The 12,445-nt window shown below is 48.8% G+C and carries 12 protein-coding genes; 4 read left to right on the forward strand and 8 right to left on the reverse strand.

Translation table 11 applies throughout. The features are described 5' to 3' along the window. Positions 1 to 106: 106 nt before the first annotated feature. The 4 genes from rho to fsa form a co-directional block, all read right to left on the reverse strand. Positions 107 to 1,423 (reverse strand): transcription termination factor Rho, encoded by a 1,317-nt coding sequence (gene rho, locus BUA12_RS10110; protein ID WP_072710493.1) that lies wholly within the window; start codon positions 1,421 to 1,423, stop codon positions 107 to 109. A 165-nt stretch (positions 1,424 to 1,588) separates the two neighbouring features. Continuing rightward, positions 1,589 to 2,554 (reverse strand): class II fructose-bisphosphatase, encoded by a 966-nt coding sequence (gene glpX / locus BUA12_RS10115; protein WP_072710494.1) that lies wholly within the window; start codon positions 2,552 to 2,554, stop codon positions 1,589 to 1,591. A gap of 108 nt (positions 2,555 to 2,662) precedes the next feature. Then, complete coding sequence (gene murA / locus BUA12_RS10120) at positions 2,663 to 3,922, reverse strand: UDP-N-acetylglucosamine 1-carboxyvinyltransferase (protein ID WP_072710495.1); 1,260 nt, start codon at positions 3,920 to 3,922, stop codon at positions 2,663 to 2,665. 31 nt (positions 3,923 to 3,953) lie between these two features. Further along, entirely contained in the window at positions 3,954 to 4,598 is a 645-nt protein-coding gene (gene fsa, locus BUA12_RS10125; RefSeq protein WP_072710496.1) for a fructose-6-phosphate aldolase, read from the reverse strand. 195 nt (positions 4,599 to 4,793) lie between these two features. On the opposite strand from fsa, the gene BUA12_RS10130 reads away from it, so the two are divergent. After that, positions 4,794 to 5,315 (forward strand): DUF2529 family protein, encoded by a 522-nt coding sequence (locus tag BUA12_RS10130; RefSeq protein WP_245772806.1) that lies wholly within the window; start codon positions 4,794 to 4,796, stop codon positions 5,313 to 5,315. 23 nt (positions 5,316 to 5,338) lie between these two features. On the opposite strand, the gene pyrG is transcribed toward BUA12_RS10130, so the two are convergent. From pyrG to BUA12_RS10145, 3 genes are all read right to left on the reverse strand, one after another. After that, positions 5,339 to 6,934: a CTP synthase gene (gene pyrG, locus BUA12_RS10135; protein WP_072710498.1), complete on the reverse strand. Its 1,596-nt coding sequence runs from the start codon at positions 6,932 to 6,934 to the stop codon at positions 5,339 to 5,341. Between the two features lie 135 nt (positions 6,935 to 7,069). Then, a complete protein-coding gene (rpoE, locus tag BUA12_RS10140) occupies positions 7,070 to 7,606 on the reverse strand; it encodes a DNA-directed RNA polymerase subunit delta (protein ID WP_072710499.1) in 537 nt (178 codons plus the stop codon). Positions 7,607 to 7,678: 72 nt separating this feature from the next. After that, the gene (locus BUA12_RS10145) at positions 7,679 to 8,518 is read right to left on the reverse strand and encodes a GNAT family N-acetyltransferase (RefSeq protein WP_072710500.1); all 840 of its coding nucleotides are present in this window, start codon (positions 8,516 to 8,518) and stop codon (positions 7,679 to 7,681) included. Between the two features lie 339 nt (positions 8,519 to 8,857). Between BUA12_RS10145 and BUA12_RS10150 the strand changes: the two genes are divergently transcribed. From BUA12_RS10150 to BUA12_RS10160, 3 genes are all read left to right on the forward strand, one after another. Then, entirely contained in the window at positions 8,858 to 10,444 is a 1,587-nt protein-coding gene (locus BUA12_RS10150) for a BCCT family transporter (RefSeq protein WP_072710501.1), read from the forward strand. A 64-nt stretch (positions 10,445 to 10,508) separates the two neighbouring features. Continuing rightward, on the forward strand, positions 10,509 to 11,309 hold the full coding sequence (gene coaW, locus BUA12_RS10155; RefSeq protein WP_072710502.1) for a type II pantothenate kinase: 801 nt from the start codon (positions 10,509 to 10,511) through the stop codon (positions 11,307 to 11,309). Positions 11,310 to 11,377: 68 nt separating this feature from the next. Then, positions 11,378 to 11,995 (forward strand): hypothetical protein, encoded by a 618-nt coding sequence (locus tag BUA12_RS10160; protein ID WP_072710503.1) that lies wholly within the window; start codon positions 11,378 to 11,380, stop codon positions 11,993 to 11,995. Positions 11,996 to 12,024: 29 nt separating this feature from the next. On the opposite strand, the gene BUA12_RS10165 is transcribed toward BUA12_RS10160, so the two are convergent. Beyond that, positions 12,025 to 12,441, reverse strand: coding sequence for an OsmC family protein (locus BUA12_RS10165; protein ID WP_072710504.1), 417 nt, complete (start codon positions 12,439 to 12,441; stop codon positions 12,025 to 12,027). Positions 12,442 to 12,445 lie beyond the last annotated feature (4 nt).

Raw genomic sequence — 12,445 nt, forward strand, 5'->3', positions numbered from 1 at the left:
CCCTTGCCCTGAACCATCTGGAACAGAGTTATTTTGTGGTTTTGCCATACAATACTTGTGTATTATACAGTCTAACAGTGCAAAAATCAACCATTATTCCAACCGATTATATTACTGGTTTTCCGGTCTTTTGCGAAGAAAGCATGCGCTCCCTCAGCACATCAAAGAATGCCTCGTTCGATTCCGTCTGCTTGAGTATCCTTAAGAAACGCTCTGTGAAATCAGGCGAATCTGTAAAGAGCTTTCTCAGTTGCCATAATATATCAAGCTCTTTCTTATCAAGCAGAAGCTCTTCTTTTCTCGTACTCGACCGACGGATGTCTATCGCCGGGTATATACGCTTCTCGCTCAGCCCACGGTCAAGATGAAGCTCCATATTGCCCGTACCTTTGAACTCCTCATATATCACATCATCCATTCTGCTGCCCGTTTCAACGAGTGCTGTCGAAAGGATGGTCAGGCTGCCCCCCGCTTCTATATTACGTGCTGCACCGAAAAAGTGTTTCGGCCTGTGCAGGCTGGCAGGATCCAGCCCGCCTGACAATGTACGTCCGCTTGGCGGGATGACCAGGTTATAGGCTCTGGCCAGACGTGTGATGGAGTCCATGAGGATGATGACATCCTCCCCCATCTCCACCATCCGCTTCGATCTTTCAAGCAGCAGCTCCGCCACTTTGACGTGGTGCTGCGGCGGCTCGTCGAAAGTGGAATGCACGACTTCCGCATTTTCAACCGAACGCTCCAGATCCGTCACTTCTTCCGGCCTCTCGCCGATCAAAAGTATGAAAAGTTTTGCCTCCGGATGATTCTTGGTGACGGCATTCGCAATCTCTTTCAGCAATGAGGTCTTACCCGCTTTAGGAGGTGCCACGATCATGCCGCGCTGTCCGAAGCCTATCGGTGTGATGAGATCCATGATCCGTGTGGATAAATCGTCGGATTTGTTCTCAAGATGGATGCGTTCTTCAGGATACAGGGGGGTGAGCGCCTGGAAATGCGGCCGCTTCTTTATGTGTTCCGCATTCTGGTCGTTGATGAAATCAACCTGCAGCAGGCCGTAGTACTTTTCGTTCTCTTTGGGTTTTCTGACTTTACCAGTGACCTTGTCACCTTTTTTCAGTTCGAACCTGCGGATTTGCGAAGCTGAAATATAAATGTCTTTTTCTCCTTTTGAGAAGTTGACCGTCCTGAGAAAACCGTAGCCATCCTGCTGGATGTCATCCAGGACACCTTCCATGTAGTAGTTGCCGTCTTTCTCCATTTCAGCTTCCATCACTGCCAGTACAAGTTCTTTTTTATTCAGCTTGCTGTAGTTCGTCAGCCTGAGTTCTTTTGCACGTTCAGTGAGAACTTTGGTTGAATTATTTTTATACAGCGAATCGAAGGATTCATATTTCAGCCCTTCTTTGTTTCGATCAGCCATGTATTCACTTCGCTTTCATATTGTTTGGATATCGTTCAAATTGTTTTAAAGGGATCGCAGAGGAAGTATTGAAGAGGTGCGTTGAATGAACAACTGATATTCTACAGTATATTGAACCGAAAGAAAAGAAGCATATCACTTTTCACGGATATGCCCCTTATATGATCAGCTCTCCATCACCATGTTCGGCTTCTTCTTCAGACTGTGCCGTCCATTGATGAAACGGACCGTGCCTGATTTTGCCCTCATGACCATCGATGATGTCTCGGCATAACTGCCTTTGAACTGGACACCTTTCATCATCTCCCCGTCGGTCACGGCAGTCGCGGCAAATATCGAATCGTCACCTTTGACCATCTCGTCCCTCAGGTATTTTTTCTTTACATCCACGCCCATGATTTTACAGCGCGCCACTTCGTCTTCATTTACAGGATACAGGCGTCCCTGGAAATCTCCGCCGAGGCATTTTATGCCGACAGCGGAAATCACGCCTTCCGGTGCGCCGCCGATGCCGAGCATGAGATCGACACCCGTCCAGTCGAAGCAGGTATTGATGGCGCCGGCGACATCCCCGTTCTCAAACAGCTTGACACGGGCCCCGGCTGCTCTTGCTGCGTCTATATATTCCTGGTTGCGGGGCCGGTTGATGATCGTCACTGTGACATCCGTTATACCTTTACCCTTCGCCTTTGCAACGGCATGAAGATTTTCTGCCACTGTGTGATCCAGATCCACTACACCCCGGCATTCCGGACCGACGGCGATTTTATCCATATACATGTCCGGTGCGTGAAGCAGGTTGCCCTTATCCGCCACTGCAAGCACCGTAAGTGCATTCCATCCGCCCATCGCCACTATCGAGGTGCCCTCCAGGGGGTCGACCGCGATATCGATGTCAGGCCCTTCTTTCGTACCGAGCTTTTCTCCTATGTACAACATGGGTGCTTCATCGATTTCACCCTCTCCGATCACGACTTCACCATTCATCGGTATGGTGTCGAAAACGGTGCGCATCGCTTCTGTCGCTGCATCGTCCGCCGCTTCCTTCAAACCTTTCCCCACCCATTTGGCGCTCTGCAGGGCAGCCGCTTCAGTCACTCTGACGAGCTCCATAGATAAACTTCTCTCCATAAGGGAACCTCCTGTAATTTTTTCATCAATAGTATAGCATATTGGAAAACGGTATGACACATATAAAAAACCAGTGCTGGTGGGTCATCAGCACTGGTTTGTGAATCATTATAATTTTTCTCTCCATATGTCCGCACCGAGGGACTGCAGCTTACTGACAATATCCGTATAACCACGGTCGATGTGACCGACATTATGGATGGTCGTGATGCCGTCGGCACTCAGCCCTGCAAGCAGCAGGCATGCACCTGCCCGGAGATCGCTCGCATACACTTCGGCCCCCTGCAGCATCGATGGATAAATCAATGCAGTGCCGCTGTTCTTATCGATTTGTGCACCCATCCGCCTCAGCTCGTCCACATGCCTGAACCGTGCGGGATAAATCGTTTCTGTGATTTTGCTTACCCCCTCCGCCAAAAATAACATGGGGGTGATCGGCTGCTGCAGATCTGTGGCAAAGCCGGGATAGACCTGCGTCTTCAATGAGATGGGTTTATACTTTTCAGGGCGGGTGATCACCATGTAATCATCCCCTGTTTCAATTTTAACCCCTGCCTCCTCAAGTTTTGAGGTGAGCGATTCCATGTGCAGCGGGATGATGTTGTTCACCCGATAGTTTCTCCCTGCGATTGCACCTGCAATCATGTACGTTCCCGCTTCAATCCGGTCCGGAATGATGCTGTGACGGGTGCCGTGAAGTTTTTCAACCCCGTTGATCTTGATGGTGTCGGTGCCTGCACCCTTGATGTCCGCCCCCATATTGTTGAGCAGTGAAGCGACATCCACAATTTCAGGTTCTTTTGCCACATTTTCAAGGATGGTCCTGCCCTCGGCACAGCTCGCTGCCATCATCAGGTTGATCGTTGCACCGACACTGACCACATCAAAAAATATTTTGGCACCTGTCAGCTTCTCCGCCTCCAGGTACATCGCCCCATATTCGTTCGTCACTTTCGCCCCGAGTGCTTCGAAACCCTTGATATGCTGGTCGATCGGCCTCGGTCCGAGAGGGCACCCGCCCGGCAGGCCGATGACGCATTTCCTGAAGCGTGCCAGCATCGCGCCCATCATATAATATGACGCCCTCAGAGATTGGACTTTTGTGTTGGGCAGCGGCATGTTCTCCGCCTCTTCCGCACCGATCCGGAGGTTCGTCCCGTCCAGGTCGGTGCTGATGTTCAAATCATTCAAAAGGCTCATCAATGTGGTGACATCTGAAATTTCAGGCAGTCCTTCCAGGAGCACTTCCCCTTCGGAGGCCATCAATGAGGCGGGGATCAGTGCGACTGCACTGTTTTTTGCGCCGCTGATGTCCACTTCTCCCGTCAACATTTTCCCGCCGCGTACTTTTATCACTTCTTTACTCATATGCCAACTCCTATCTTGAAAATCGGACGATTTATTTGTCCTTGTTCCAATCATTCAAAAACTGGTCGATGCCTTTATCCGTCAGCGGGTGGTCCGTCAGTTTCTTCAGGACTTTATATGGGAGCGTCGCGATATGCGCACCTTTCAGGGCAGCGCCGTGGACATGCCCTTCATTCCTTATTGAGGCAGCAATGATTTCAGTCTCGATGCCGTGCAATGCAAAAATGACACTGATGTCTTCGATCAGCTGGAGACCTTCAAGGCCGATATCATCCAGGCGGCCGATGAATGGTGATACATAAGTTGCACCTGCACGGGCGGCTGTCAATGCCTGGACTGTATTGAACACGAGTGTGACATTCGTCTTGATGCCTTCGGATGCGAGCACATTCACGGCTTTCATGCCTTCACCCGTCATCGGAATCTTGACGATGATATGTTCGTGGAGTTTGGCAAGTTCCCTGCCTTCCTCGATCATGCCTTCCGCATCAAGGGAGATCACTTCACCGCTGACCGGCCCTTCCACAAGTTCACAGATTTCAACCAGGCGCTCGTGGAAGGAAATGTCCTTCTCCTTTGCGACGAGTGAAGGGTTCGTGGTGACCCCGCTCAGTACGCCCCATTCATGTATTTCCTTGATTTCATCCATATTTGCTGTATCTATAAAATATTTCATGATTTAAAATCCTCCATTATATTCTTTAGTCCATTATATAAGAATCCTGTTTGTACCGGCAAAGAAAACGATGTAGATGATGCCTATCCTTTCATAATACCGTTTTTTCACACTCCGGCAACGGATATTTCAAATAATGATTAAATAATTATTCATTTTAGTGGTAAAATAATAAGCACTGACTACTTTTTAGAGGTGAGTACCTTGGATAAAATATTACAAACTCAACTGAACAATATTTATAATCAGTTAAACGCCCAGGAAGAAGAGGTGGAAATCGCCGCCAGACTGCTCTCTCAGGCAGTCCACGGTGAAGGCCGGGTGGTGATGAAGACCTTTCATGACTTCACTAAAATTGAACCGCTGCTCATCGAAGGGGAACTGAAGCTCGGGAGCCCTTCCCTTTTCTCCTCCGTCGAATCATTGGACACCCCGGACAGGGTGCTTGTGATCGCCAAGTCTTTTGACGAGGAAGTCAAGGCATTCACGGAGACATTGTCCGCAGGCGCTGTTGAATTCGTGCTGATCTGCAATTACAACAGACATGAGGCGGAGACGATCGACGGATATCATCATTATATCGATCTGTCCTCGCCGAGAGAACTGATACCGACGCCCGATTTCGACAAAATAGTCAATCCTTACATCAATGCGTTCACTTACCTCTATTACCATCTCTATGTCCTGATTGACGAGATGACGAATGATGAGTATTAAAAAATCCCCGGAAGGGGATTTTTTCATTTCAGGCTCGCATCAATCAGTCCCTGGAACAACGGATGCGGTCTTGTCGGCCTCGATAAAAATTCCGGGTGGAACTGGACCGCCATGAAATACGGGTGGTCCTTCAATTCGATCATCTCCACAAGACGCCCATCGGGACTCGTACCGGAAAACACCATGCCGTGCGCTTCCAACTGTTCCTTATAAGCATTGTTGAACTCATATCTGTGCCGGTGCCTCTCACTGATCAACTCTTTATTGTACAGCTCTTTTGCCATCGTTCCGCCTTTGAGTTCACAAGGGAAACTGCCGAGGCGCAGCGTGCCGCCAAGGTCGATGACATCTTTCTGCTCAGGCATCAGGTCGATGATCGGGTGTGGCGTGTTCGGATCGAGCTCCCTTGAATGGGCGCGGTCCAGCCCCACGATGTTCCTTGCAAACTCGACTGTCGCCAGCTGCATGCCAAGGCAGATGCCGAGCACCGGCATTTGATTTTCCCTTGCATATTTCAAAGCCAGGATCTTGCCTTCGACCCCCCGCTCACCGAAACCGCCGGGTACGACGATGCCGTCAAGCGTTCCCAATTGCTCTTCATAATTGTCAGGTGCGAGGAGTTCCGAGTTGATCCATTTGATATCTATATCCGCCTGGCGTTCATATCCCGCATGCCTCAACGACTCTGCAACCGACAGGTAGGCATCCTGCAGGGACACATATTTACCGACGATGCCGATGGAAACAGTCTTGTCTATATTCTCCAGGTTCTCGAGCAGATGCTTCCATTCCACCAGGTCCGCCTGCTTGGAAGGTTTCAGGTTGAGCTTCTCGATGACCAGATCATCCGCATGCTGTTCCTGCAACCTTATGACGATGTTATATATCGTCTCTTCATCACGGGCTTCAATGACATTTTCTTTTTCGATGTCACAGAACAATGCAATCTTATCCCTCAGGTCCTCTTCCATTTCATGCTCGGAACGGACGACGATCATATCCGGCTGGATGCCAAGACCACGCAGCTCTTTAACGCTGTGCTGGGTCGGCTTTGTTTTCATTTCCCCTGCGGCTTTGATGTACGGGAGCAGAGTACAGTGTATGTACATGACGTTTTCCCGACCGATGTCACTGCGCAGCTGTCTGATGCTTTCAAGGAAAGGCAGTGATTCGATGTCCCCGATCGTTCCGCCGATCTCAGTGATGACCACATCCGCTTTTGATACTTCACCCGCTTTGATCAGACGGGATTTGATTTCATTCGTGATATGCGGGATCACCTGTACTGTGGCGCCGAGATAATCCCCGCGGCGCTCTTTCCTGATCACTTCCGAATACACTTTACCCGCTGTCACGTTGGAGTATTTATGCAGGCTGATGTCGATGAAGCGTTCGTAATGTCCGAGATCAAGGTCCGTTTCCGCACCGTCATCCGTGACGAACACCTCTCCGTGCTGATACGGGCTCATCGTCCCCGGATCCACATTCAAATAGGGATCGAATTTTTGGATGGTGACTTTATAGCCCCGGTCTTTAAGTAATCGGCCGAGTGAAGCCGCTGTGATGCCTTTACCAAGTGAAGATACAACGCCGCCAGTAACAAAGATATATTTAGTCATCTCTTTTTCCTCCTGTAAAAATAAAAATGCTCCCTTTCACACAAGGTGAAAAGGAGCCGTTCTTCATCTTCCCTTTTTCAGGGAGCCCAAATAAAATAATAGCACTTTCAGGGATATTGTCAACTATAAGTTGATTCAGACAGTTTTCTCATCGTCTTCATAGCTGTCTTCGAGGTCATCCGTATCGTCGTACGCCATCGGCTCGTCGATTGGAGACTCCAGTGTTTCCCCCATCTCGCCGCCCGACGTCTCGTTCAAAGGTGTATGCAGGTCTTCAGTGTCACTGTCAACGAGATCTTTATCCTGGTCGAATGCATCCGCCGGGGTCTCGTCCTGCTCTTCTTCAAACACGACTTCATCCTCTTCGGTAGCAAGTTCGATTTTGTGTATGGTCGGCGCCACTTTATCGGAAATGTCATCCACGGAGTACCAGTCACGGAGCCCCCAGATGTTTTCCCCTGTCGATAAAAACCTCCCGTCGGTGTTCAGGTCGGTATAGAACTGAAGTATGCGGTCCTCTATTTCTTCGTCATTATAGCCGCCGACGTCTTTGAATTTGTCCACTATGTCGTAAAGGTCAGTGTCTTCCCCCTTGTCCTGAAGGTAGATATAAGACATGTCTATAAAGGAATTTTCATCCATCATTTCTTTTGAATAATTATCTATTCTCATTGATTTACACCCTTTCGTTCGCTCCTATCTTTAGACATGATACAGTGATTTATACGCCCGCGCAAGAAGTATTTAATATTTGATATACTTGATGTACAAATGCGGCTTCCCCGTATCTTTGAAACACGCAAAGCCGACATGTTCGAACAACCTGTTGATGTCCTGATCCGCACTCGCCTCCACCGCCACAACGGATACGTTGTCCAGATTCTTCCTCACGAAAGTGCCGAGCTGCCTCAAGGCACTGGAAGCTATCCCCCGTTTCCTCTCTTTGGCTTCAACGAAGAGATCATCCAGATGAAGTGTGCCCTCATCGATTGTTCCTTCAAGGTAACCAATAACTTCGTGATTATCAAGCACTATATCAATTTTCAAATGAGGCAGCGACCTTTTTGAATTCCTCCTCAGTTTGACATTGCTGACGTACTTTTGATCCAGGTCCAGATAATATAGGCGCTCCGGCCCCACCGGGCCGTCTTCTTTCGTCGCTGTATGGATGAAGCCCGCCCTTTCGTATAAGTTCCATGCTGCAGCATTCTTTGCATCCACTACGAGGTGAAGATGATCGAAATCGGAAAAATGCTCCTGAACGAAGATCGGCAGGTTCATGGCAACCTCCGTCCCATATCCTTTCCCTTGGACGTTTTCGTTGATGGACAGGGAGCGGACGAAGACCGCTTCTTTCACCGTATCATATCCTTCATGCCTGTAATGTTTGTGAAGGACAAAAAAACCGATGACTCCATCTTCCCCGCCCTCGACGACACACGGCAGGCGTTCTTCATCCTCTATGGCATCATCCAGCACTTCAAGCGGCAGACTGGTGTATTCAAGCTGTGCGCCGCTCAATTTAAAGTTCCCCAGTGCCGCCCTGTCCGCTTCTTTAAACGGACGTATCTTTAAATTATTCATAATTGTGTCCCCTTTTTGACATATGAACTGTATTTGTTATGATACAGAATATACCTTTCCAGTCATACCATGGTCTATATAAAACATTACCTGAAATGCAATTGAACAAACAAACAGTTTGGTATATAATCCCCATATATTATACTGTTGAAGCGTTTCCTGCTGAATTATATTCATCAAAGTAATTCAGTTGACAATAATGAGCAGCAATTATCTCACCATCAGCGAAATGTCGTTGGTACAGAGTACCAGCGGCATTTTTTTTGGAATCACCGCAGAGCAACTCGGCAGTACTCGCAATCCATGGAAAGCTGAAAAAATCTTATGGAGGTCTTCTTAATGAGCAAAGGAAATGATCAGGAAAATACTAAGGATCCGGCCCACCGTAAACCATCGGCCGGAGACGGCAACAAGCTGGGCACCGTATTCTGGGGGGCAGGCGGAGTCATTGCACTTGCAGCCCTGATGGCCATAATTTTTCCGGAAACAGTGGAAAATGCATCTTATGAGGTTTACGACACAATTGCGCGCAACTTCAACTGGTTGTTCCTAATCAGTGTATTCGGTTTTGGCATGTTTCTATTATTCCTTGCGATTTCACCATACGGCCGCGTGAAGCTGGGATCTGATGATTCAAAGCCTGAGTTTTCATTCCGTTCGTGGATAGGAATGCTCTTTTCAAGCGGGCTGGGCGTCGGTCTTGTATTCTACGGGGTTGCTGAACCTATGGAACATTTCATGATCGCGCCCTTCCCGGGCGGAGAGGTGGAAACTTATGAAGCGGCAAGGATGGCCATGGGCTATACATTTTTCCACTGGGGTATCTCCCAGTGGTCCATATTCGGTGTAGCAGGTCTTGCCATCGGCTACAGCCAGTACCGTAAAAACAAAAACGGTATGGTATCGACTTCCCTTGAACCATTATTTGGAAAAAATTACAATCAGCCTTCCAGAAGGCTGATCGATATTCTCGCTGTCATAGCGACAATCACTGGGATGTCGACCTCAATAGGTCTCGGGATACTTCAGATGGACGGCGGGCTGAATTTTGCATTCGGACTGCCATCAGGACCGGCCACTCAGATCACCCTGACCGTTTTGATAATCATTCTGTTCCTTTTCTCGACCATCACCGGACTTAAAAGGGGCATCAAATGGCTGAGCAACCTGAACATGGCGCTTGCGCTGATGTTGACGCTGTTCGTTTTATTCATGGGTCCTTTCACTTTCATAATGGAAACCTTCGTGCTCGGCATTGGAGATTACCTGAGGAACTATGTGGGATATTCCCTGAGGACACAACCTTATTCGGGAGATTCATGGGTTCAGGACTGGACAGTCTTCTACTGGGCATGGGTCATCGCATGGAGCCCGTTCATCGGTTCATTCGTCGCCAGGGTGTCCAAAGGACGTACAATCCGTGAATATGTCCTGGGCATACTGATCGTTCCGCCGGTGCTTTCATTCCTGTGGATTGCGGCGCTCGGCGGGACTGCAATGTATTCCGACTTATTCAATGGTACGAACATCGGGGAGATCGTCCTGGATAATCAGACGGCAGCACTCTTCACCATGTTCGATCAGCTGCCGATGACAGCAATCACGTCGGCCATTGCAATCATCCTGATTTTCACTTTCCTTGTGACTTCTGCGGATTCGGCAACATTCGTCGTTGCAGGCATGACATCCGGAAACACTGAAAATCCAATTCTCAGATTAAAAGTATTATGGGGACTGCTTCTCGGTTTCCTGACGATTTCATTGATCCTTGCAGGCGGACTCAGCAGTTTACAGGCAGCTTCACTGCTCGCCGGCCTGCCGTTCACGATCATTTTGATATTGATGATATTCTCGGTATCGAAAGCTTTGAGACGGGAAACCAATGATGCAATGAAGAGACGTCCAAAAAAGACAAAACTTAAATAATTATACAAAATAATAAATGTCATTGGTATACTATTGCCAATGACATTTTTTTGGGGGCAAATGTATGAAGATAGGGATCGATGCCGGGGGCACTCTGTTGAAAATCGTATATATCAGTGAAGAGGAAACGGTTTACAGAAAGGTATCCTCTTTACACATAGACGATTTCATAGAGGAACTGAACCGTGAACATCCAAAAGCGGATATACGCATCACCGGCGGCAAAGCCGGGTACATGAGCCGCAAACTGAATCACGAGGTGAGGCACTCCATCGAGTTTGATGCGACTTATACAGGGCTTAAGCACTTGATGAAAGAACAGGGTATACATATTGATAGGTTCGTCTATCTGAATGTCGGCACCGGCACCTCCTTCCACCAGGCCGACGCCGACGGACAGAGAAGAGCCGGCGGCACGGGGGTCGGGGGCGGCACTCTGATGGGGCTGTCGTACCTTCTGACGGGTGTCCGGGATTTCAAGAGTATCATTTCACTGGCCAAAGAAGGCAACCGTGATGCAATCGACCTGAAAGTCCATCATATATATGCGGGTGACGCCTCTCCCATACCCGGAGACCTCACGGCAAGCAACTTCGGCAACGTACAGCCGGGGGACAGGGAAAAAGCCCGGCATGCCGATGAACTGCAGGCGGTCATCGGACTTGTCGCTGAGACCGTCAGCACGATAGGCATCAATCTGGCTGCCGGCTTTGATACAGAGGATATCATTTTCATCGGTTCCACCCTGCTGGACAATGATGTGATGATTGATATCATAAACCACTATGTATCATTGAAGGGCATGAAGCCGCACTTCATTGAAAATGGCGAATTTTCCGGAGCACTCGGTGTATTGCTGAGCTGAGGTCATGATGGTTTTTATCGGTCAGGTGCTTTAAAATAGATGTTAGAAGAGATATCGGGAGGGGTTGGATGAAGCTTTTACTATTATTGTTGATCATGCCTGTTCTATTCGTCTCATGTCTGAGTATGCTGACCGGAACGGAACCCGGTGATGGCGAGGAAGACACGCCTGCCGGAGAAGAAACTGAGGAAGTTGAGGATACGGGTGAGACAGAAGAGGAAGAACAGGAGCCTCCGGAAGTGAATCCGGTGGACGTCACTTCAGAGTCTTTCATCTCCAACTTTTTTACAGCCAGTTATGAGTACCGTACAATCTCACTCGGGTCAAGCTATGACTATATGGTGGCCACTCTGGGTGAGCCCGAAGGCAGCGGGGATCTGACTGATGGTGTATATTATCATTATGAACATATCGGATTCAATTTCCCGGCTGATGCGGAAGATGCGGACACTGCGGAACTGCACGTGGACGGCATCCTCATTTTTCCGGAAGAGTTCACCAAGATGGATGCCGTGGAAAATTACGGCTGGCCGACTGAAGATGATGTGGGGAACTTCAGGATGCTTTATGACAGCGATCCCGACAACGGTTACTACATCATGATGCCTTATGACCATGAAGACTATATCGAAGCACTGCTTCTGCATAATGAGGATTTCCAGGATACATCACTCTCTGAAGACTAAAAGATGCAGCTCAATATGAGCTGCATCTTTTATATTTCTTCGCCGTTCAAAACCGCTTTTACAGTAAAATCCGCATTCAGTGAGTTCACTGCGGAACAGTACTTCTCATGCGATAACCTGACTGTACGGTTCAGGATTTTCGCCGGTACATCGCCATCCACACTTACAGTGATCACCACATCCGTGAAGCGCTTAGGTTCAATCTCTGCACGCGTGCCGTCCAGCTCCAGCTCCAAATTCTCCACTTTGTCCATATGATGCCTCATGATGACGCACATATCAATCCCCATGCAGCCGGCGACCCCGTGCAGGACCATTTCCATCGGTGACGGGGCGCTGCCGGAGCCACCCGCTTCTTTTCTTGCATCCATTTTGACGGTATGTCCGGAGACGTCCGCCGTCGATTCAAATGAGATATCACCCTGCCATTTTGCATTGACCTTCATTTTG

The organism is Lacicoccus alkaliphilus DSM 16010, from assembly GCF_900142805.1.
Lineage (GTDB): Bacteria > Bacillota > Bacilli > Staphylococcales > Salinicoccaceae > Lacicoccus > Lacicoccus alkaliphilus.

Coding starts and splice junctions, on each gene's coding strand:
- rho (WP_072710493.1), bottom strand. CDS start 1,423: ATGGCTGATCGAAACAAAGAAGGGCTGAAATATGAATCCTTCGATTCG.
- glpX (WP_072710494.1), bottom strand. CDS start 2,554: ATGGAGAGAAGTTTATCTATGGAGCTCGTCAGAGTGACTGAAGCGGCT.
- murA (WP_072710495.1), bottom strand. CDS start 3,922: ATGAGTAAAGAAGTGATAAAAGTACGCGGCGGGAAAATGTTGACGGGA.
- fsa (WP_072710496.1), bottom strand. CDS start 4,598: ATGAAATATTTTATAGATACAGCAAATATGGATGAAATCAAGGAAATA.
- pyrG (WP_072710498.1), bottom strand. CDS start 6,934: ATGACTAAATATATCTTTGTTACTGGCGGCGTTGTATCTTCACTTGGT.
- rpoE (WP_072710499.1), bottom strand. CDS start 7,606: ATGAGAATAGATAATTATTCAAAAGAAATGATGGATGAAAATTCCTTT.
- BUA12_RS10145 (WP_072710500.1), bottom strand. CDS start 8,518: ATGAATAATTTAAAGATACGTCCGTTTAAAGAAGCGGACAGGGCGGCA.
- BUA12_RS10150 (WP_072710501.1), top strand. CDS start 8,858: ATGAGCAAAGGAAATGATCAGGAAAATACTAAGGATCCGGCCCACCGT.
- coaW (WP_072710502.1), top strand. CDS start 10,509: ATGAAGATAGGGATCGATGCCGGGGGCACTCTGTTGAAAATCGTATAT.
- BUA12_RS10160 (WP_072710503.1), top strand. CDS start 11,378: ATGAAGCTTTTACTATTATTGTTGATCATGCCTGTTCTATTCGTCTCA.
- BUA12_RS10165 (WP_072710504.1), bottom strand. CDS start 12,441: ATGAAGGTCAATGCAAAATGGCAGGGTGATATCTCATTTGAATCGACG.